Source organism: Rhodopseudomonas sp. BR0C11, from assembly GCF_010820945.1.
In the GTDB taxonomy this organism is placed as follows: Bacteria; Pseudomonadota; Alphaproteobacteria; order Rhizobiales; family Xanthobacteraceae; genus Rhodopseudomonas; species Rhodopseudomonas palustris_H.
Window position 1 is genome coordinate 1 of record NZ_QTKI01000034.1, and the last position, 20,854, is coordinate 20,854.

Here is a 20,854-nt window from a genome sequence, read left to right on the forward strand (position 1 = left end):
CGTATAAGGCGGAAGATCGAGCACCGCCGACGCGGCCGGCCAAACGACGGGTGAACGCCACGGCAGAGAAAGCGTCAAAGAAAAAGGCCCGTCAGATCGCTGGCGGGCCTTGTTCGTTCTGAAATCGAAAACCCGGATCCGCGTCAGCGCGGCGCCAGCACCATCACGACCTGACGGCCTTCGAAGCGGGGGTCCTGCTCGACCTTGGCGATTTCAGCGACGTCGTTCTTCACCTTTTCGAGCAGCTTGGTGCCGATCTCCTGGTGAGCCATTTCGCGTCCCCGATAGCGCAAGGTGATCTTGACCTTGTCGCCTTCCTCGAAGAAGCGAAGCATCGCCTTCATCTTCACGTTGTAATCGTGGTCGTCGATCATCGGGCGGAGCTTGATCTCCTTGATCTCGACGATCTTTTGCTTCTTGCGCGCCTCGGCGGCCTTCTTCTGCGCCGAATACTTGTACTTGCCGTAGTCCATGATCTTACAGACCGGCGGCGACGAGGTCGGCGAAATCTCGACCAGATCCATGCCTGCGTCCATTGCCATTTTGATCGCGACAATGGTCTCGACCTTGCCCTGGTTCACACCGGTCTGGTCGATCAGCTGGATCTCGAAATTGCGGATTTCATCGTTGGTGCGCGGCCCGTCCTTGGCTACGGGGGGCGGCGCTCTGTTGGGACGGCGAATGGGTTCTTCTCCACACTTGTGAACGTTGACGGCGAACGATGGGATCGAGGCAGGTACGGCTGCTGGTCGGATCCGCGCGCTTCATATAGGTCGAAGCGCGATCCGACGCAAAACCACTCAGCGTCGATACCAGGGTCAATGCCCTTTTTGATCCGCGCGCAGTGTGGCGGAAGAACCGCCGAGCGGCAAGCCGACTTCCGCATAAACGCAAAGCCGGCCAATTCGCCGCGCGGCTTCCGTCGCGCTACGCCCTGAGGCGCCGGCATTGACGGCGCCTCGCCGTGTACTGCAAACCAACCCGGCAACGAGGTTGTTGATCCATGACAAAACCATCCGAACCGGCGTCCGACTTCATCACCGTCGGCGAGGGGGCTGCAGCGCGGCGGATTGCGGTCCGCCCCCGGCCGGGCACCTCCCCTGGGCTGTTTTGGCTCGGCGGCTTCAACTCCGACATGACCGGCACCAAGGCGACCGCGCTCGACCAATGGGCCGAAGCGCGCGGCCGCGCCTGCGTCAGGTTCGATTATTCCGGCCATGGCGAGTCCTCCGGCAGCTTCGCCGACGGCACCATCGGCCGCTGGCTTGAAGAGAGCCTGGCGGTGTTCGACGCTTACGCGCGCGGTCCGCAAATCGTGGTCGGCTCGTCAATGGGCGGCTGGATGGCACTGCTGCTGGCCCGCGCCCTGCGCCGCCGCGGCGGCGGCGAATCGGCCGCAAAGCTGGCCGGATTGGTGCTGATCGCGCCGGCGCCGGATTTTACCGAAGCGCTAATGTGGAAGGGTTTTTCACCCGAGATTCGCGTCGAGATCGAGACCAAGGGTGTCTGGCACCGCCCCTCGGAATACGGTGAGCCCTACCCGATCACCAAGGCGCTGATCGAAGACGGCCGCAATCACCTCGTGCTCGGCGGCATGATCGAGGTCGGCTGCCCGGTGCGCATCCTGCAGGGCAAACAGGACGAAGACGTGCCGTGGCGCCACGCCTTCGAACTGGCGGAGCGGCTGCCGACCGACGACGTGGTCCTGACCATGATCCAGGACGGCGACCACCGGCTCAGCCGCCCGCAGGACATCGCCCGGATGCTGGCCGCGGTCGAGGAGCTGGGCTGACGAGGGCGATGCGTTTGAAGTCCGTCCACCAACCCTGCCGTCATCGCCCGCGAATGCGGGCGATCTCGTATTCCAGTGCGGTTCAATGACGGTAACACCCTGGAATACTGGATCCCTCGCCTTTCGCGAGGGATGACGATTGATCGGGGGTAGCGCCCTACTCAGCAGCGACTCCGCCCCACTCCGCCCGCACGCTCTCGTCGGCCTCGCAGCCGAGATGCGTTTCCTTCAGCGCCGCGAAGCGCTCGGGCGGCAGCAGCTGCCCCAGCGCCCACGCCGCAGCACCGCGGATCGTCGGGCTCGGATCGGCGAGCAGCCGTTCGGCCTCGGGCAGCAGCTCGCCGTCGCCCGAATTGCCGATCGCGATCAGCACGTTGCGGATGAAGCGGTCGCGGCCGATGCGCTTGACCGGTGATTTGGTGAACAGCGCCCGGAATGACGCGTCATCGAGCGCCACCAACTCACTGAGCGCCGGTGCGCGCAAGCCGTCGCGGGCGGCGAGCTTGGCCTCGCGACCAGCCTGGGCGAACTTGTTCCAGGGGCAGGCGGCGAGACAATCGTCGCAGCCGTAGATCCGGTTGCCGAGGCGCGCGCGAAACTCGCGCGGGATCGGGCCTTTGTGTTCGATCGTCAGATACGAGATGCAGCGCCGGGCATCGAGCTGGTACGGCACCGGAAACGCGCCGGTCGGACAGGCGTCCAGGCAGGCGCGGCACGAGCCGCAATGATCGTGCTCGGCGGCATCCCGCGGCAGATCGAGCGTGGTGAACACCGCGCCGAGAAACATCCAGGACCCGCGGCCTTTCGACACCAGATTGGTGTGCCGGCCCTGCCAGCCGAGGCCAGCGGCCTGCGCCAGCGGCTTTTCCATCACCGCTGCGGTATCGATGAACACCTTGACGTCGCCGCCGGCGGTGGCGACCAGCCAGCGCGCGAACTGCTTCAGCCGGGCCTTGATGACATCGTGATAATCGTCGCCTTGGGCATAGACCGAGATCGCACCGCGATCGTTTCGCGTCAGCACCGCGCGGGGATCGGTATCAGGACCATAATTGAAGCCGAGCAGGATGACGCTTCGGACCTCGCTCCACATCACCCGCGGATCGGAGCGGCGCTCGGGACGATCGGCCAGCCAGGCCATGTCGCCGTGATAGCCGGCGTCGAGAAACGCGCGCAGTCGTGCCGGCGCTTCGGGAATCGAGTCCGGCGCGCAAATTCCGAAGGCATCAAAGCCGAGCGCGCGTGACTGTTCGGCGATTTCCGCCTTCAACGCATCGCCGGGTTCGGCCGATGCGGGCTGTCCGTCGGCGAAGGTCAGAAATCCAGATCCACGTAGGTCCGTGACGCCGGCACGCCTGCGAGCCATTCGCTCAGCAGCGGACGGAACGAGGGGCGCGATTTGATCCGCGCGTACCAGGCCTTTGCCGCCTCGTCCTCGATCCATGGCACGTCGCCCAGATAGTCGATCGCCGACAGGTGCGCCGCGGCGGCGAGATCCGCATAGGTCATGCGATCGCCGGCGAGAAAGTTCCGGGTGCGCGCCAGCCAGCCGATATAGGCCAGATGATAGCGCACATTGGCATTGGCGGCGCGGATCACGTCCATCGCCGGCGGCCCGCCGCCGTCTTCCTCGCTCATGAAGCGCTTGTAGATGCGCTCGGTCATCAGCGGGCCGGAGGCCTCTTCGAAAAACTTGTCGTTGAACCACGACAGCAGCCGCCGCACCTCGATGCGTTCAGCGGTGGACTGCGGCAGCAGCCGCCGGTCACCCATTTCGACGCCGTGCACTTCGTCGAGGAACTCGGCGATCACACCGGCGCCGGGAATCGGGGGGCGCCCCTCTGCGACCAGGACCGGCGTGGTTCCCGCCGGATTGAGCGCCAGGAAGGCCGTTCGCCGCTCCCAGGACCGCTCTTCCACCAACCTGAGATCGAGACCGTGTTCGCCGAGCGCAAGGCGGATGAACCGCGACAGCGGGCAGAACGGGTGGTGGAACAGGGTGTACATGCTGACCTAGATAGTTTCGAAGAGCTTAACAAACCGTGGCGGATCGCATCGAAAAGGCTCTTCGGGAGGCGGCCAAACTAGTCTCATGCGACGCGGACGCAAGGCACCGAAAGGCGCATTTTTGACGTTGCGACCCCTTGGGGAATAGGCGACAAGGTCCGGCCTCGCGGGCGCCCGATCCCTTGCAGCGGACAATTCCATGCTCATCGATATCATCAGAGCCGTCATTCTCGGCATCGTCGAGGGTGTCACTGAATTCCTGCCGGTATCTTCGACCGGCCACCTGCTGTTGGCGGAGCGGTTCTTCAATCTCGGCGAAGGCAACTTCTGGAAGAGCTTCGCGGTGCTGATCCAGCTCGGAGCGATCCTGGCAATTCTGGCGCTGTATTTCGTGAAATTGTGGCGAATCGCGCTCGGCATGTTCACCGATGCCAACGCTCGCCGTTTCGTCATCGGGGTGCTGGTGGCGTTCCTCCCGGCAGCGGTGATCGGCGCGGCGTTCGGCAGCTATATCAAGCACTACCTGTTCAATCCGTGGGTGGTGTGCTTTTCGCTGATCGTCGGCGGCGCGATCCTGCTGTGGGTCGACCAGCTCGACCTGAAGCCGCGCTATCACGACGCCACCGCGTTCCCGCTGCTGACCTATTTCTATATCGGCTGCGCACAGTGCACCGCGATGATCCCGGGCGTGTCGCGCTCCGGCGCCAGCATCGTGGCGGCAATGCTGCTCGGCACCGACAAGCGCTCGGCGGCCGAATTCTCGTTCTTCCTGGCGATCCCGACGATGCTCGGCGCGTTCGTCTACGATCTCTACAAGAACCACGCCGACATGACCGCCGACAACCTGATCATCGTGGCGATCGGCTTCGTGGTGTCGTTCATCACCGCGATCATCGTGGTGAAGACCTTCCTCAGCTACGTCACCCGCCACGGCTTCGAGCTGTTCGCCTGGTGGCGCGTGATCGTCGGCACGCTCGGCCTGATCGCACTGGCGCTGGGGCGGTAACAAACTCTCTCGGAACGCGGCGTCCTTGAGGGCCGCCGCTGCGGTTCGCTTACCCGGTCTTGCGCGCGAACTGGCCGGTCTTGCGGAACCGCCACAGATAGGACGGCACGATCGCCTGCAGCGAATCGGGCTGAATGCCGAGGCCCTGCAGCGTCAGCCCGGCCGACTTGGCAGCTTCCGACACCACATTGTCGACCTCGAGCATCCGCACCTGATCCGGCGTCAGCTTGAAGGCGCCCGGCGCGAACTGCAGCAGCATCGCCTGCAGGCTGGCGAGGCCGAACGGCAGCGGCACCAGCATCGGATTGCGATCGGTGGTCTGCAGAATGATGCGCATGATTTCGCGCATCGTCAGCTGTTCCGGACCGCCAAGTTCGTAGGTCGCGCCCGGCTTGGCCAGACCGTCGACCGCATCGGCGATCGCGGTCGCAACATCGCCGACATAGACCGGCTGCAGCTTGGTATCGGCCCCGACCAGCGGCAGTACCGGCGACAGTCGCGCCAACGCGGCGAATCGGTTGGTGAACTGGTCTTCAGGCCCGAACACCACCGACGGACGGAAGATGGTGGCCTGCGGCACGGCGGCGAGCACCGCCTGTTCGCCGGCCGCCTTGCTGCGGGCATAGCGGGCGGGCGAGTTCGGATCGGCGCCGATCGCCGAGACATGCACCATCCGGGCGCCGGCGGCCGCCGCGGCCTGCGCCACGTTGGCGGCGCCGCTGCCCTGCACCGCGTCGAACTTCTGCGCGCCGCCTTCGGCGAGGATGCCGACCAGGTTGATCGCCACATGCGCGCCGCGCATCGCCGCCGCGACCGATTCGGGGTAACGCAGATTCGCCTGCACGGCGTGGATCTGGCCGACGCGGCCGAGCGGCTGCAGATGCCCGGAAAGCTCCGGCCGGCGCACCGCGACCCGAATCCGATAGTCGCGCCGCGCCAGCGCGCTGACGACGTGCCGGCCGAGGAAGCCGGAGCCACCGAAAACCGTGACGAGCGTGTCGATATTCGAAGTCATGCGGGCTGATCCTGATCGCGGAGGAGCGTCTTTAGACGTCCGGGAATTCGCGGACATTCTGGCGGTTTCGCGTTACGCCATCAACCTTCCGGTGTACAGCGGATTTGGTTGGCGGAAGCCATTTGACTTTTCCGTAACGCCTCCCTATCAAGCGCCCCGGGCCCAGGTGGCGGAATTGGTAGACGCGCTGGTTTCAGGTACCAGTGGGTAACACCGTGGAGGTTCGAGTCCTCTCCTGGGCACCATTGCCCACGCCCTTCTTCTCGTATCCGCATCTCTTCACATCGACATCGGTTCGAGACGTCCACCGCAAGGTGGCGCCGCCCCTCGCGTCGCGCGGATCGGGGCGATAGGTTGGGCTGCCGATTCGGGGCGTTCGGCACTCTCCTTCATGGCCCAAAGGTTTGCGACACATGACGATCCGCCTGCATCGCGGCGACCTGCCGGATCTTTCCCGCTATACAAATTCGGTGGCGATCGACACCGAGACGATGGGGCTGCATCCGCATCGCGACCGGCTGTGCGTGGTGCAATTGTCGAACGGCGACGGCAGTGCCGATGTGGTGCAGATCCCGCAAGGATCGACCGATGCGCCGAACCTGAAGAAGCTGCTCGGCGATCCGGCCGTGGTGAAGATCTTCCACTTCGCCCGATTCGATCTGGCGGCGCTGTACAAGGCGTTCGGCGTGATGCCGCAGCCGGTGTACTGCACCAAGATCGCCTCGCGCCTGACCCGCACCTACACCGACCGGCACGGCTTGAAGGACCTGGTGCGCGAACTGCTCGGCGTCGATCTGTCGAAGCAGCAGCAGTCCAGCGACTGGGGCGCCGATACCCTGACCGACGCGCAGCTCGCTTACGCCGCTTCCGACGTGCTCCACCTGCACGCGCTGCGCGACAAGCTCGACACCATGCTGGCGCGGGAGAATCGCACCGAGCTGGCGGCCGCCTGCTTCGGCTTCCTGCCCGTCCGCGCCCGGCTCGACCTCGACGGCTGGAGCGAAGAGGACATTTTCGCTCATTCGTGACCGGCTGGGCGGCCCTCCCGGCGGTTCCTGCGCCCGAGCGGCACCCTGCGCCGCGTTTCGGTCATACTCCTCGGCCTGATGGGCCGGGCCTGCCATGGCCCTCCCCTGCCGGGGTGATTAAGATAAGCTTAAGGATGTATTGCAGACTGGAGACCGCGCTCGAAGCGGCGCTCCGGAGGACGGAGCGCACGGCTCCGTAACACGCGCGAGACGAGCTCGGGAGCAGCGGTGACAGCGGTTCAGTTGTCGTCCTATCAGACCGGAATGGAGGCGCGCTTCGCGGCAGCGGCGCGCCACAGCCGTTTGGTGCGCACGCTGCGGCTCGCCGTGCCGCTGGTCGTGGTGCTGTCGATGGCGGTGATCATCGCGATCTCGGTGTTCAACCCGTTCCGCTATCTGTCGAAATTGCCGATCGACGTCGGCGATCTGGTGGTCTCGGGCACCAAGATCACGATGGAGTCGCCGCATCTGGCCGGCTTCACCAATGACGGCCGCCCCTACGAGATGTGGGCGCGCACCGCCACCCAGGATCTGACCAGCCAGGACCACGTCGATCTCCATACGCTGCGCGCCAAGGTGCAGTCGGAGGACCAGTCCACCGTCATCATCGAGTCGCGCGAAGGCCAGTTCGAGACCAAGGCGCAGCTTCTGAAGCTGAACAAGGACGTCTATCTGCACAATTCGACCGGCACCGAGGCCTGGATGACCCAGGCCGACATCGACATGGGCAAAGGCACCGTCACCTCCGACTCGCCGGTCGACGTCAAATGGGACGGCGGCACGCTGCGCGGCCAGCGGATGCGGATTACCGAGAAGGGCGACCTGATCCGGTTCGAAGGCGGCGTGGTGATGAACATCGACAACGCCCCGCTCGGAGAACCGGCGCCCGCCGCGCAGCCCGCGGCGCCGCCCGCCCCGACCAAGTCGCGGGCGGCCCCCAATCCCGGCCAGCGGGCCGTCGCGAGGTGATCTCGACAATGCACATTGCTGTTTGGTTTCGCCGGCTTAGCGGCCCGGTCGCGCTGGCCAGTGCTGCGCTGGTTGCTCTGTCGGTTGCCGGCACGGTGCCGGCGGCGGCGCAGAGCGCCGTGCAGGGCGTGCCCAACGCGATGCAGGGCTTCTCGCAGAACCGAGACAAGCCGATCCAGATCGAATCCGACACCCTGGAAGTGCGCGACAAGAACAAGGAAGCGACCTTCACCGGCAACGTCAAAGTCGTGCAGGGGGACACCACCATGACGTCGCAGACGCTGGTGGTGTTCTACGACCAGGATCAGACGCCGGCGAAGGGCGCCAAGGGCAAGCCGATGCCGGCGGCCGCGCCGGGCCCGGACGGCGCCTCCTCGATCCGGCGACTCGAAGCCAAGGGCCACGTCGTGGTCACCCAGAAGGATCAGGTCGTCACCGGTGACAAGGCGGTGTTCGAGACCAAGACCAATTTGGTGACGATGACCGGCAACGTGGTGCTGACCCAGGCCCGCAACGTAGTGCGCGGCGATCGCCTGCTGGTCGACATGACCACCGGCGTATCGCGGGTGGAATCGGACAGCGGCCGGGTGCAGGGCCTGTTTCAATCCTCGGGCGCGAATGGCGGCGGTCCGCTGCCGCTCGGCCCGCCGACCAGTTCGGGCAAGCCGAAGTGACCGTATCAGATCACCAGCAAGCACCCCGAGTGTTGAACCGGACGGCGGCCGCCTGTAACAGCGCCGGCGAAGCGTCGCTTTGCCGCGTCCGCACGGCCTCGGCAGACGCCAATGACGTCACCGCGAGCCTTGCGGCGGCGCACCTCACGGGACAGGTTCGGTAGCGCATGGTGGATCTTCGCGGCATGTTCCGTCGGCGTCCGAAAGCTCCCGGGTTCGGCAGCGCGCGTAACGACATTACCGGATACAGCGACGACGTCGGCGATCTGCTCGCCACGCCGGTGCGCGACGCGCCGCCGATCGCACGCAGCGAGTCGTACGCGGCTCCGCCGCGACAACCGGCCGCGGCTGCAGCACCGCGCCGCACCGTCGCCCCGCAGGCGGCTGCGCCGCAGGCCGCACCGGCATCCAGTTACTTGGCGGTGCACAGCGTCGAGAAGAGCTTCGGCACCCGCAAGATCGTGCGCGGCGTCAGCATCTATGTTCGCCGCGGTGAAGCGGTCGGCCTGCTCGGCCCCAACGGCGCCGGCAAGACCACCGTGTTCTACATGATCACCGGGCTGATCAAGGCCGACAACGGCGCGATCGAACTCGACGGCCACGACGTCACCAAGCTGCCGATGTATCAGCGCGCCCGGCTCGGCATCGGTTACCTGCCGCAGGAAGCCTCGATCTTCCGCGGCCTCACCGTCGAGCAGAACATCCGCGCCGTGCTGGAAGCGGTCGAGCCGGACAAGCGCAAGCGCGAAGCGCAGCTCGACAATCTGCTGCAGGAATTCAACATCGAACGGCTGCGCAAATCGCCGTCGATCGCGCTGTCGGGCGGTGAGCGCCGCCGCGTCGAAATCGCCCGCGCGCTCGCCAGCCGCCCGAACTACATGCTGCTCGACGAGCCGTTCGCCGGTATCGACCCGATCGCGGTCGGCGACATTCAGGACCTGGTGCGTCACCTGACCAATCGCGGCATCGGCGTGCTGATCACCGATCACAACGTTCGCGAAACGCTCGGCCTCACCGATCGCGCCTACATCGTCTATGCGGGCGAGATCCTGACCGAAGGTACGCCCGAAGACATCGTCAACGATCCGGATGTGCGCCGGCTTTACCTTGGCGAAGAATTCCGACTGTGAAGCCGGTTGCGGTTTAGAGCCGGCGGGTCCATGATTACCTTTACCGGCCTGATCGTGAGGCGCGATCAGAACTACTTAGATACCGGAAAGACATCCCGCCCGAAGGGCCAGCGCCTCTACTCCAAATTTCCCATCCGTCAAGGCGTGTACATCCGCTCCGGAAAGGCGTAAGCAAGAAACGGACCAACTACCGTTTCTGGCCACCATGGCGCTGTCGCAACGTCTCGAATTTCGTCAGACCCAGTCTCTGGTGATGACCCCGCAACTGATGCAGGCGATCAAGCTGCTTCAGTTGTCGAATCTTGACCTCGCGGCTTTCGTCGAGGACGAGATCGAGAAGAACCCGTTGCTCGATCGCGCCGGCGACAATGCGGAACCGCCGGTTGCCGGTGAGGCCACGGCGGAAGGCGCCGAGGGCGGCGGTGAGTTCGGCGCGAGCGGCGGCGAAGATTTCGGCGGCGAGGGTTCTTCGGATTTCACCGACGCCGCGGCCGCCGGTGCGTTCGAGCCCGGCACCGAAGAATGGATGCACCGCGATCTCGGCAGCCGGAGCGATATCGAGCAGACGCTCGATACCGGCATGGAGAACGTTTTTCCCGAAGAGCCTGCCGAAGCTGCGGCCCGCGCCGCGCAAGACAGCGCGCCGGCCTCATATACCGAATGGGGCGGCGGAGCGTCGTCGGATGAAGGCTACAACCTCGAAGCCTTCGTGGCGGCCGAGACTTCGCTGGCCGACCACCTCGCCGAACAGCTCGCTGTCGCGGTCACGACGCCGTCGCAGCGGCTGATCGGACAGTACCTGATCGACCTCGTCGACGACGCCGGGTATCTGCCGGCCGATCTCGGCGACGCCGCCGAACGCCTCGGCGCCAGTCAGGACGACGTCGAAGCAGTCGTGCAGGTGCTGCAGACCTTCGACCCGCCCGGCATCTGCGCGCGCAACTTGAGCGAATGCCTCGCCATCCAGTTGCGCGAGCGCGATCGCTACGACCCGGCCATGCAGGCTCTGGTCGAACACCTCGACCTGCTCGCAAAGCGCGACGTCGCCAGCTTGCGCAAGATCTGCGGCGTCGACGACGAAGACCTCGTCGACATGATCGGCGAGATCCGTCACCTCGACCCGAAGCCGGGGCTGAAGTTCGGCTCGTCGCGGGTGCAGACGATTGTGCCCGACGTGTTCGTCCGGCCGGGGCCAGACGGCGGCTGGCTGGTCGAACTCAACAGCGACACGCTGCCGAAGGTGTTGGTCAATCAAACCTATTATTCAGAGCTGTCGAAGACGATCCGCAAGGACGGCGACAAGTCGTATTTCTCCGACTGTCTGCAGAACGCCACTTGGCTGGTGCGCGCGCTCGATCAGCGCGCCCGCACCATCCTCAAGGTGGCGACCGAGATCGTGCGCCAGCAGGACGGTTTCTTCACCCACGGCGTCAAGCATCTGCGGCCGCTGAATCTGAAAGCCGTGGCCGACGCGATTCAGATGCACGAATCCACGGTGTCGCGCGTCACCGCCAACAAATACATGGCGACCAACCGCGGCACCTTCGAGCTTAAGTATTTCTTCACTGCGTCGATCGCTTCCGCCGACGGCGGCGAAGCGCATTCGGCCGAAGCGGTGCGGCACCAGATTCGCCAACTGATCGACAGTGAAGATCCGTCAGCAATCCTGTCGGATGATACGATCGTCGAACGTCTGCGCGAGGCCGGCATCGACATCGCGCGTCGCACCGTCGCGAAATATCGCGAAGCGATGCGCATTCCCTCCTCAGTGCAGCGCCGTCGCGACAAGCAGAACATGCTGGGCACGCCGTCTGCGGCAGCGAACCGCTCCCGCGACACAGCCCCAGCTTGATTGCGTCGCCCTGCTCTGACTAGACTCATCTCCCCACATGTGAATCGAGGCACTGCCATGACCATCCGGATATCCGGCAAAAGCATCAGCATCGGCGAAGCGCTGCGCAGCCGCGTGAGCGAACGCACCGAGGAGGTGCTGCGCAAGTATTTCGATGGGAATTATTCGGGGCACTTCACGCTCAGCAAAGACGGTTTCGGCTTCCGCACCGATTGTGCGCTGCACCTCGATTCCGGCATCACGCTTGAAGCCGAGTCCAATGCCGCCGACGCCTATGTCAGCGCCGATCAGGCGCTGGTGCAGATCGAGAAGCGCCTGCGCCGCTACAAGAGCCGCCTGAAGGATCGTTCGGCCCGCAAGGCTCACGCCGAGGCCAACGCGCTCGCTGAGCTCGGCACGCCGGTGGACGCGGCCAGCTACGTGATCGAAGCGCCCGGCGACGAAGAGCATCACGAGGACGCCTACAACCCGGTGATCATCGCCGAGGCCACCACCGCAATGAAGCGGCTGTCGGTGAGCGAGGCGGTGGTTGAGCTCGATCTCACCGGCGCACCAGTGGTGGTGTTCCAGCACGGCAGCTCGGGCCGAGTGAACATCATTTATCGTCGCGCCGACGGCAATATCGGCTGGATAGACCCGCCGGTGCTGAACGGCACGAACTGACCCGCGCATTGCCTCGCGGGAAAGCCGCAAGCGGAACCTCCGCGAGGCATTGACGCCCGTGCAACGCTCTGCCTATGGTCCGCCGCTTTTCGGCGGACCGCCGACGGCATTTTACGGCCGCCGGCAGGAATGCTAGACTTAAGTTAGGATCATGATTTCAGAAGCGTTTTAGCCGCGATCAGGAAATCGCGCGGCGCTTCTCGGATCGAACGCTTGACGCAACCCACCGCCGTCCTATTTCACCCGGACCGCACCAACACCCCCGGAACGCCTGATGACGATTACGGATCTTGTCGCGCCCGAGGCCGTCATCCCGGCGCTCAAGGTGATCAGCAAGAAGCAGGCGCTGCAGGAACTCGCGGCGCGCGCCGCTGAACTCACCGGTCAGAACGAGCGCTCGATCTTCGAAGTGCTGCTGCAGCGCGAGAAGCTCGGCACCACCGCGGTCGGCTATGGGGTGGCGATTCCGCACGGCAAGCTGCCGAAGCTGGAAAAGCTGTTCGGGCTGTTCGCGCGGCTGGAACGTCCGATCGATTTCGAAGCGATGGACGGCCAGCCGGTCGACCTGATCTTTCTGCTGCTGGCGCCCGAAGGTGCCGGCGCCGACCACCTCAAGGCGCTGGCGCGGATCGCCCGGCTGCTGCGCGACCAGGACGTCGCCAAGAAGCTGCGCGCCTCCCGTGACGCCCATGCGATCTATTCGGTGCTCGCACTGCCCCCGGCCACCGCGGCGTAACAGCGCGGCGTATTGCTGGCCGGCAGGCGCTAGCTTCGCGAAGACATCCGACTGACCGCACAATGAGTGCTCAGCGCCGGACCGAAACTGGTTCAGGCGTAGCGGTTACGCGTCCGAGATCCTGCGTCGCTGACCAGCGGAATCGGCACGAAATCGCTCTAGTATCGATGTGAGGAAGTGAGCAATGCAACGCGCTAAGGCTGCTTGCTGGCGGCGCCTCAGCGCCGCTAATGAGTATCCAGCGGGCGCGGGGGCCGTCACCGGACACCCCGCGTCGCGTAACCAGCTTCTTCAGTCAGCGCTTAGTGGACGCTGACGGCCTGCAGTTCCTGGCTCCAGGCATTCGCGATCGCCGCTTCACGGCTGTCGGTCAGCATAATCGGCGTGCCATCGGCCGAATGCAGCGCGAACAGCTTGAGGCCCGGCGCGATCTGCGGCGCCTGCGGGAATAACCCAGGTACGTCTTCGGAGCGGATCTGCTTCACATAGGCGATGTGGCCTTCGCCCAGATGCGCCAGCGCTTCCGGCGTGACGCCCACATTTTCTAGCGTAGTACCAGCTTCAGTCATGGTCTCGACTCCTCTAGGAGACTAAGCGGTCGAGTCCGCTACTCGTTCCATTATTCGTGTTCGGTGATGGCGATTGTCTTAATGACCCTTTCCGGCTCAGGCCGGATCAGGTCGATGGACAACAACCCGTTTTTCAGGTCCGCACCCAACACCTGCATCCCGTCGGCCAGCACGAACGTCCGCTGGAAGTGACGCGCGGCAATGCCGCGGTGGATGTATTGCCGAGTTTTGTCATCCTGCTGCCGACCCCGGATCACCAGTTGATTTTCCTCAACTGTGACATCGAGTTGATCGCGGGTGAATCCAGCCACCGCCAGTGTGATGCGCAGCTTTTCGGGATCGCCGTTGCTGCGTTCGCACCGTTCGATGTTGTACGGGGGGTACCCGTCGGCGCCTTTGACGACGCGGTCGAGCGCACGCTCGATCTCGTCGAATCCCAGCAGAAAGGGACTAGATAACGAAGGAACACGAGACATCACAAAGTCCTCTCGAAGCGACTTTGAGGGGGTCCTTGCGGCACCCCATCGACCGTCCGGCACCTCGCCGTCCAGTCCAAACCAATATGGGCAGTGCAAAAGAACTGTTCAAGAAGGCCAGAACAGCGAATTCCACCAGTAGCTTACTGGCCGGCTAGCCGGCAATCCGGCGGCGCCCGTCGGCGGAAAACAGATGCAGGCTGTGCGGCGGCGCCGCGACCGTGATGCGCTCTCCGACCGCCGGCGCGACCTGGCCGGGGATCCGGACGATGATGTCCCCGCCGGCCCCTTCGCCGGGGTTCCCGGCGACCACCGGGTGAGCTTCACGCCCTGCGCGGGCCCCGTAGACGAAGGTTTCCGGCCCGACCCTCTCGATCGCCTCGACGGTGATGTCGAGCGCCAACCCGCCATGAGCTGCCGCCCCTGGGCCGATCACGAGGTCCTCCGGGCGGACGCCGAGAATGCCCGCCTCGGCTGGGGCGCCACCGAGCTGGCTCCGCAGATCGTCCGCCAGGGCCAGTAGGTTCATCGGCGGGGCGCCAATGAACGAGGCCACGAAAGTCGTCGCCGGCTTGGCATAGACGTCGAGCGGCGAGCCGATCTGTTCGACTTGGCCGGCGTTCATCACCACCAGCATGTCGGCGAGCGTCATTGCCTCGAGCTGGTCGTGGGTGACGTAGATCGCCGTGGTGGCGAGCCGGCGTTGCAGCTTGCGGATCTCGACCCGCATCGCGACCCGCAGCTTGGCGTCGAGGTTCGACAGCGGCTCGTCGAACAGAAACACCTTGGGATGCCGCACGATGGCGCGGCCCATCGCGACCCGCTGGCGCTGGCCGCCGGACAATTGCCGTGGCTTCCGTGTCAGCATCGGACCGAGTTCGAGGATGCGCGCCGCTTCCTGCACCCGTGCGTCGATCTCGGCTTTGGCCATGCCGCGGTTGCGCAGGCCGTACGCCATGTTGTTGTACACGGTCATGTGCGGGTAGAGCGCGTAGTTCTGGAACACCATCGCGATGTCGCGATCGGCCGGCTCGACGTCGTTGACGACGCGATCCCCGATGCCGATCTCGCCGCCGGTGACGGTTTCGAGCCCCGCGATCATTCGCAGCAGGGTCGACTTGCCGCAGCCGCTCGGCCCGACCAGCACGCAGAACTGGCCGTCGCCAACTTCGAAATCGACACCTTTGATTGCCTCAAAACCACCCGGATAGGTCTTGCGGACAGAGCGGAGAACGACGTTGGCCACTGTTGCTACTTCTCCGTCTCGACCAGTCCGCGCACGAACAGTTTCTGCATCAGCACCACCACGGCGACTGGCGGCAGCATCGCCAGCACGGCAGTCGCCATCACCACCGGCCACTCGGTCAGCGCGTCCGAGGTGACGATCATCTTGCGGATGCCGATCTGGATGGTCTGCATGTCGTCGCGCGTGGTGATCAGCAGCGGCCAGAGATATTGATTCCAGCCGAGGATGAACAGGATCACGAACAGCGCCGCCATGTTGGTGCGCGACAGCGGCAGCAGCGTATCCCAGAAGAACCGCAGCGGCCCGGCCCCATCGATCCGCGACGCTTCCAACAGTTCGTCCGGCACCGTCATGAAGAATTGCCGGAACAGCAGCGTCGCGGTCGCCGACGCGATCAGCGGCAGCGCCAGCCCGGCGTAGCTGTCGAGCAGATTGAGGTCCGCGGCGATCTTGTAGGTCGGATAGATCCGGACCTCGACCGGCAACATCAGGGTGATGAAGATCAGCCAGAAGATCGTCATCCGGAACGGAAACCGGAAATACACGATCGCATAGGCGGAGATGATCGAGATCGCGATCTTGCCGAGCGCGATCGACATCGCCATCACGAACGAGTTGAACAGCATGCTGGCGACCGGCTCGCGGGTGGTGCCGGAGGAGCCGACAAAGATGGTCTTGTAATAAGTTTCCAGGAAGTGGCCGCCGGGCAGCAGCGACATCTGGCCGTTGGCGATGGTGGCGTTGTCCTGGGTCGAGGCGACGAACGCCAGATAGACCGGGAAGGCGACGATCGCGACGCCGATCCACAGGATCAGATGCGGCACCAGGTTTCCGAACTTCCGGTGCTCGACCATCAGTAATTCACCTTGCGCTCGACGAAGCGGAACTGGATCGCCGTCAGCGCGATCACGATCGCCATCAGAATCACCGATTGAGCCGCCGAACTGCCGAGGTTCGAGCCGAGCAGGCCGTCCTGATACACCTTGTAGACCAGCGTTTCGGTCGCTTTCGCCGGACCGCCGCGGGTCATGGTGTCGATGATGCCGAAAGTGTCGAAGAACGCGTACACGACGTTGACGATCACCAGGAAAAAGATGGTCGGCGACAGCAGCGGGAAGGTGATGGTCCAGAACCGGCGCATCGGCCGGGCGCCGTCGATCGCCGCCGCCTCGATCACGCTGGACGGAATCGCCTGCAGTCCGGCGAGGAAGAACAGGAAATTGTAAGAGATCTGCTTCCAGGCCGCCGCGAGCACGATCAGCAGCGCCGCCTGATCACCATCGAGCAGCGGGTTCCAATCGACGCCGAGCGCGCGCAGCCCATGGGCGATGACGCCGAGCGACGGATTGAGCATGAACACCCACAGCACGCCGACCACCGGCGGCGCCACCGCGTAGGGCCAGATCAGCATGGTGCGGTAGAACGTCGAGCCGCGCAGCGGGCGGTCCGCCATCACCGCCAGCAGCAGCGCCAGCGACAGCGACGACAGCGCGATCGCGAAGGAAAAAACGAAGGTCCGGATGATCGCGGCGAAGTAGTCGGGCTGGTCGAGCAGTTCGCGATAATTGTCGAACCAGACGAACACGGTCGACAGGCCGAAGGCGTCCTGCAGCAGGAACGACTGGATCACCGCCTGCACGGCCGGCCAATAGAAGAACACCAGCACCACCACGAGCTGCGGCAGCACCAGCAAATAAGGCAGCAGTTTCGACTGAAAGACGGCCTGCTTGAGCATGTGACGAGTTGCTTACCTGTGGCCGGAAGACTCGACAAGCATCCTGTCCGTCATCGCCCGGCTTGACCGGGCGACCCAGTACTCCATGTCGTTGCTGTTCAAATCGCAACGCTCTCGAATACTGGGTGCCCCGCCTTCGCGGGGCATGACGCCAGGGGTAACGGTGCTTACCTCACCGCCGTCTTCTCAAACTGGCGCAGCATGGCGTTGCCGCGTTCGACGGCGGCGTCGAGCGCCTGCTGGGCGGTCTTCTTGCCGGCCAGCGCCTGCTCGATCTCCTCGGCCCACAGCTCGCGGAGCTGCACCATGTTGCCGAGCCGCAGGCCGCGTGAATTCTCGGTCGGCGGCTTGTTGGTCAGTTCCTTGATCGGGGTCTCGAGATACGGCTGCTCGTTGTAGAAACCGTCGGCCTTGGCCTTCTCGTAGGCCGCCTTGGTGATCGGCAGGTAGCCCGAGGCCTTGTGGATTGCGACCTGGCGGTCGGTATCGGACAGGAACGCCAGGAACTTGGCGACGCCCTTGTACTCGGCGGCGTTCTTGCCGCCCATCACCCATAGCGAAGCGCCGCCGATGATCGAATTCTGCGGCGCGCCCTTGACGTCCGGATAGTAGGGCATCGGCGCGTTGGTCCAGTTGAACTTGGCCTGCGACTTGACGTTGCCGAAGAAGCCCGACGAGGTCAGGAACAGCGGGCACTCGCCCGAGGTGAAGCGGCCCTCGCCGGTGTTGGTGCGGCCGGAATAATCGTAGGTCTTGTCCTTTTGCAGCTCGATCAGCTTCTGCAGATGCTTGAGCTGAACCGGACCGTTGAATTCGAGCTTGGTATCGAAACCGTCGAGACCGTTGGCCTTGCTGGCCAGCGGCACGTTGTGCCAGGCCGACAGCTGCTCGAGATTGGCCCAGGTGACCCAGGCGGTGGAGAAGCCGCAAGTGGCGTAGCCGGCGGCCTTCAGCTTCTTGGCGTCTTCGAACACCTCGGGCCAGGTCTTCGGGATCTCGGCGATGTCGGCCTTCTTCAGCGCGTCCAGATTGACCCACATCACCATCGACGACGAGTTGAACGGGAACGACAGCATCTCGCCCTTGGAGGTCGAGTAGTAGCCGGTGATCGCCGGCAGATACGCCTTCGGATCGAACGGCTCGCCGGTTTCCTGCATCAGTTTGTAGACCGGCTTCACGGCGCCGGTCGCCGCCATCATGGTGGCGGTGCCGACTTCGAACACCTGGAGGATGTGCGGCGCGTTGCCGGCGCGGAACGCGGCGATGCCGGCGTTCATGGTATCGGCGTAGCCACCCTTGTAGGTCGGCACCACCTTGTAGTCGCTCTGCGCGGCATTGAAGTCATTGGCCAGCTTGACGATGACGTCGTTGTTGCCGCCGGTCATCGCGTGCCACCACTGAATTTCGGTGACCGCATATGCCGGCGCAGCCATCGCCAGCGTCGCGGCGATCGCCGTTGCGGCGGCCGCGGTCAGGCCAAAGGATCGAAATGCCATGAAAACCTCCCGGTTGGGCACGTGCTGTCGTGGTGGGCGCGCGTAGCAGTGCGCGATGACAGACACATGACCGTATAAGCGAGGCACCGCCGGGGAGGAAGCGGCGGCATCGCTGTCGTCGCAACAGCTTATGATGCACTGCAAGAGCTTCTGCACTGCGGTAATCGCAGCTGGGTGCGTAGCGAAAGCAGAATGAACGGCGCCGGCGTCGCGGCCGGCGCCGCCCTCATCAGCGTTTGCGCTCGGGGCCGCTGACGATGCCGTCGGCCTTCAGCTTGGCGATGTCGTCCGCCGAATAGCCGAACTCGCCGAGGACTTCGTTGGCGTGCTGGCTGAACGTCGGCGGCAGGCCACGCAGGCTGGCCTTGGTGCGCTCGAACCGGATCGGCGAGGCAACGCCCTTGTACCAATCCTTCTCGATCACATCGCCGCGGTAGGCGGTGTGGGGACTGGTCAACGCCTTGTCGATCGACTGCACCGGACCGGCCGGGAGGCCGGCATTGAGCAGCCGGTCGCACAGCGGCACCGCATCGTGCTGGCTGAACACCGCCTCGAGTTCGGCGCGGAGCGCAGCGCGGTTGGCGATGCGGTCCTTGTTGCGCGCGAAGCGCGGATCGGTGCCGAGCTCTGGCTTGCCGATTTCCTTGCACAGCTTGCGGAACGTGCCGTCATTGCCGACGCCGGTGAAGATCTGGCCGTCGCGGGCGTTGAAGGTCGAATACGGCACCAGGTTAGGGTGCTCGTTGCCGGTCAGCGCCGGCGGCTTGCCATGCAGGAAATAGTTCGCGGTATGCGGATGCATGATCGCGAGACCGGTTTCGTACAGCGTGGTCTCCACGAACTGGCCCTTGCCGGAGCGCTCACGCTCCGCCAGCGCCATCAGGATACCAATGGTCGCATACAGGCCGGTGGTGATGTCGACCAGCGGCACACCGATTCGCACCGGTCCGCTCTCCGGCGAGCCGGTCGCGGCGATCATGCCGGTCATCGCCTGGATGATGGCGTCATAGCCGGGGTTGCCGCCGCGCGGGCCGTCGGCGCCGAAGCCCGAAATCCGGCAATGCACCAGCCGCGGAAACTTCTCGCGAATCACCTCGTTGGAGAGGCCCCATTTGTCGAGCGTGCCGGGCTTGAAGTTCTCGATCAGCACGTCGGCGTCTTCGAGCATCTTCAACAGCACCTCGCGCCCGCCGGGCGAGGCGAGATCGAGGCCGATCGACCGCTTGTTGCGATTCACGCCGAGAAAATACGCCGCGTCCTCGTCATGGAAGGGAGGCCCCCAGTCGCGCACCTCGTCGCCGGCCGGCGGTTCGACCTTGATGACGTTGGCGCCGTGGTCGGCGAGGATTTGGGTGCAGTAGGGCCCGCCAAGCACGCGGGTCAGATCGATTACGCGCAATCCGGCGATCGCGCCGGGCATCGATGCAGAGGTCATAAGGGCTTTCTTACCGAAGCTTTGCAGGAGCGGAGAACTTAACTCTCAAAGGCGCTTCTTGGCAAACGCACGGCCGGAAGCGGATTTAAGGTACTTCTCAAAAGCAACCGCCTGACGGGTGTCGCTGAAAGCAACATACGTCTTCAGCTTCCACGGGCGGAATTTCGACGTATGCGGGACTTCGCCGGCGTTATGCTTGCCAATCCGCGCAGGCAGGTTGTCAGTGATGCCGACATAGAAATGCTCATCAATTTCGCTTTGAAGAATATAGACGTATTTCATGGAGCACCTCGCCGCAGGGCGCTCGAAATCGAATCGAGATAATGGATCGAATCTAGTCCAGCATCGCGCTGCGAGCTACGCCGCAAGGGCAGTCGCGCGGGCAGACCGAAGCGCGCGAATCAAGCCCTCACAGCAACGGTTCAAAAAATCCGAAGAGCCCTATGATGGCGCGATCAAGCCTGGCTGCGGCTGCGCGCTCTGCTTGGCGTCGCCGGGGCTGACCGGCCGCCCGACTATAGCTTGCGAACAGGGAGCGTTCGAAACGCAGCAAGAAGCTGGGAAAAAATAGAGCTGCGACTGAAGCCCGGCTTCGCCCTACGGGCTACGCCGCGGCATCCTTCTTTTGCTTCGCATCCGAGGGGGTGATCGGCTTGCCGAGCCGAAGCTTGCGAAGCAAGCGAAGGATGGTGGAGCCAGGCGGGATCGAACCGCCGACCTCTTGCATGCCATGCAAGCGCTCTCCCAGCTGAGCTATGGCCCCTTACCCTGGGTGCGCGGCGCAAATCAAAATCGGCCGCGCGGCAATCGTTGATCACATATCGGCGACGATCTCAAGTCTCCTCATCGCCAGAAACGTCACCAATGATGTCCGTGACGTCTTCATCCTCTTCTTCTTCATCGGCGATGAAGGTCGAATCGTCGTCATCGTCGTCGATGGCCTCATCGATTTCGATGTCGTCCTCGGATTCCGGCACCACGGCCTTGACCTTGCCGGAGTTCTCCTCGGCATCGGCCTCTTCCAG

Annotated in this window: 22 protein-coding genes and 2 tRNA genes; 10 read left to right on the forward strand and 14 right to left on the reverse strand. The window is 64.3% G+C overall.

From position 1 onward, the window contains the following. Positions 1–143 precede the first annotated feature (143 nt). The gene (gene infC, locus DYI24_RS04980) at positions 144–683 is read right to left on the reverse strand and encodes a translation initiation factor IF-3 (RefSeq protein ID WP_107342314.1); all 540 of its coding nucleotides are present in this window, start codon (positions 681–683) and stop codon (positions 144–146) included. A 320-nt stretch (positions 684–1,003) separates the two neighbouring features. Here infC and DYI24_RS04985 point away from each other — a divergent pair, with 320 nt between their 5' ends. Then, a complete protein-coding gene (locus DYI24_RS04985; protein WP_164571471.1) occupies positions 1,004–1,792 on the forward strand; it encodes an alpha/beta hydrolase in 789 nt (262 codons plus the stop codon). Positions 1,793–1,949: 157 nt separating this feature from the next. On the opposite strand, the gene queG is transcribed toward DYI24_RS04985, so the two are convergent. Both queG and DYI24_RS04995 read right to left on the reverse strand, forming a co-directional pair. Beyond that, the gene (gene queG, locus DYI24_RS04990; RefSeq protein WP_205523371.1) at positions 1,950–3,158 is read right to left on the reverse strand and encodes a tRNA epoxyqueuosine(34) reductase QueG; all 1,209 of its coding nucleotides are present in this window, start codon (positions 3,156–3,158) and stop codon (positions 1,950–1,952) included. After that, a complete protein-coding gene (locus DYI24_RS04995; protein ID WP_107342317.1) occupies positions 3,107–3,799 on the reverse strand; it encodes a glutathione S-transferase family protein in 693 nt (230 codons plus the stop codon). Before DYI24_RS04995 ends, queG begins: the two co-directional genes overlap by 52 nt. A 199-nt stretch (positions 3,800–3,998) precedes the next feature. Here DYI24_RS04995 and DYI24_RS05000 point away from each other — a divergent pair, with 199 nt between their 5' ends. Further along, complete coding sequence (locus DYI24_RS05000) at positions 3,999–4,805, forward strand: undecaprenyl-diphosphate phosphatase (RefSeq protein ID WP_164571473.1); 807 nt, start codon at positions 3,999–4,001, stop codon at positions 4,803–4,805. 49 nt (positions 4,806–4,854) lie between these two features. On the opposite strand, the gene DYI24_RS05005 is transcribed toward DYI24_RS05000, so the two are convergent. Then, entirely contained in the window at positions 4,855–5,820 is a 966-nt protein-coding gene (locus DYI24_RS05005; protein WP_164571474.1) for a complex I NDUFA9 subunit family protein, read from the reverse strand. 160 nt (positions 5,821–5,980) lie between these two features. Here DYI24_RS05005 and DYI24_RS05010 point away from each other — a divergent pair. From DYI24_RS05010 to ptsN, 8 genes are all read left to right on the forward strand, one after another. Next, a tRNA-Leu gene (locus DYI24_RS05010) sits at positions 5,981–6,065 on the forward strand. A gap of 168 nt (positions 6,066–6,233) precedes the next feature. Continuing rightward, the gene (locus DYI24_RS05015; protein ID WP_107353692.1) at positions 6,234–6,848 is read left to right on the forward strand and encodes a ribonuclease D; all 615 of its coding nucleotides are present in this window, start codon (positions 6,234–6,236) and stop codon (positions 6,846–6,848) included. Between the two features lie 228 nt (positions 6,849–7,076). Then, on the forward strand, positions 7,077–7,817 hold the full coding sequence (gene lptC / locus DYI24_RS05020) for an LPS export ABC transporter periplasmic protein LptC (protein WP_164571475.1): 741 nt from the start codon (positions 7,077–7,079) through the stop codon (positions 7,815–7,817). Positions 7,818–7,825: 8 nt separating this feature from the next. Beyond that, on the forward strand, positions 7,826–8,491 hold the full coding sequence (locus DYI24_RS05025; RefSeq protein ID WP_164571476.1) for an LptA/OstA family protein: 666 nt from the start codon (positions 7,826–7,828) through the stop codon (positions 8,489–8,491). A 167-nt stretch (positions 8,492–8,658) separates the two neighbouring features. Then, the gene (lptB, locus tag DYI24_RS05030; RefSeq protein ID WP_205523372.1) at positions 8,659–9,621 is read left to right on the forward strand and encodes an LPS export ABC transporter ATP-binding protein; all 963 of its coding nucleotides are present in this window, start codon (positions 8,659–8,661) and stop codon (positions 9,619–9,621) included. Between the two features lie 205 nt (positions 9,622–9,826). After that, positions 9,827–11,473, forward strand: a complete 1,647-nt coding sequence (gene rpoN, locus DYI24_RS05035) for an RNA polymerase factor sigma-54 (protein WP_164571478.1) — start codon at positions 9,827–9,829, stop codon at positions 11,471–11,473. Positions 11,474–11,530: 57 nt separating this feature from the next. After that, entirely contained in the window at positions 11,531–12,136 is a 606-nt protein-coding gene (gene hpf, locus DYI24_RS05040; RefSeq protein WP_107342325.1) for a ribosome hibernation-promoting factor, HPF/YfiA family, read from the forward strand. 274 nt (positions 12,137–12,410) lie between these two features. After that, positions 12,411–12,872 carry a PTS IIA-like nitrogen regulatory protein PtsN gene (gene ptsN / locus DYI24_RS05045; RefSeq protein WP_107342326.1) on the forward strand — a complete coding sequence of 154 codons (462 nt, stop codon included), beginning with the start codon at positions 12,411–12,413 and terminating at the stop codon, positions 12,870–12,872. 302 nt (positions 12,873–13,174) lie between these two features. Here ptsN and DYI24_RS05050 read toward each other — a convergent pair whose 3' ends face one another. The 10 genes from DYI24_RS05050 to DYI24_RS05095 form a co-directional block, all read right to left on the reverse strand. Next, entirely contained in the window at positions 13,175–13,441 is a 267-nt protein-coding gene (locus DYI24_RS05050) for a BQ00720 family protein (protein WP_107342327.1), read from the reverse strand. 50 nt (positions 13,442–13,491) lie between these two features. Further along, a complete protein-coding gene (locus DYI24_RS05055) occupies positions 13,492–13,917 on the reverse strand; it encodes an Hsp20 family protein (protein WP_011155625.1) in 426 nt (141 codons plus the stop codon). Positions 13,918–14,071: 154 nt separating this feature from the next. After that, complete coding sequence (locus tag DYI24_RS05060) at positions 14,072–15,163, reverse strand: sn-glycerol-3-phosphate import ATP-binding protein UgpC (protein ID WP_164571479.1); 1,092 nt, start codon at positions 15,161–15,163, stop codon at positions 14,072–14,074. Between the two features lie 5 nt (positions 15,164–15,168). Continuing rightward, positions 15,169–16,017: a sn-glycerol-3-phosphate ABC transporter permease UgpE gene (gene ugpE / locus DYI24_RS05065; RefSeq protein ID WP_164571480.1), complete on the reverse strand. Its 849-nt coding sequence runs from the start codon at positions 16,015–16,017 to the stop codon at positions 15,169–15,171. Continuing rightward, positions 16,017–16,898 carry a sn-glycerol-3-phosphate ABC transporter permease UgpA gene (ugpA, locus tag DYI24_RS05070; protein ID WP_164571481.1) on the reverse strand — a complete coding sequence of 294 codons (882 nt, stop codon included), beginning with the start codon at positions 16,896–16,898 and terminating at the stop codon, positions 16,017–16,019. Before ugpA ends, ugpE begins: the two co-directional genes overlap by 1 nt. A gap of 167 nt (positions 16,899–17,065) precedes the next feature. After that, a complete protein-coding gene (ugpB, locus tag DYI24_RS05075) occupies positions 17,066–18,394 on the reverse strand; it encodes a sn-glycerol-3-phosphate ABC transporter substrate-binding protein UgpB (RefSeq protein WP_107342331.1) in 1,329 nt (442 codons plus the stop codon). A 229-nt stretch (positions 18,395–18,623) separates the two neighbouring features. After that, positions 18,624–19,829: a CaiB/BaiF CoA transferase family protein gene (locus tag DYI24_RS05080; protein WP_164571482.1), complete on the reverse strand. Its 1,206-nt coding sequence runs from the start codon at positions 19,827–19,829 to the stop codon at positions 18,624–18,626. 45 nt (positions 19,830–19,874) lie between these two features. After that, positions 19,875–20,111 carry a GIY-YIG nuclease family protein gene (locus tag DYI24_RS05085; protein WP_164571483.1) on the reverse strand — a complete coding sequence of 79 codons (237 nt, stop codon included), beginning with the start codon at positions 20,109–20,111 and terminating at the stop codon, positions 19,875–19,877. Between the two features lie 405 nt (positions 20,112–20,516). After that, positions 20,517–20,592: transfer RNA gene (locus DYI24_RS05090), tRNA-Ala, on the reverse strand. A gap of 70 nt (positions 20,593–20,662) precedes the next feature. Next, positions 20,663–20,854: TIGR02300 family protein (locus tag DYI24_RS05095; RefSeq protein ID WP_164571484.1), on the reverse strand; the 192-nt coding region annotated here is incomplete at its 5' end.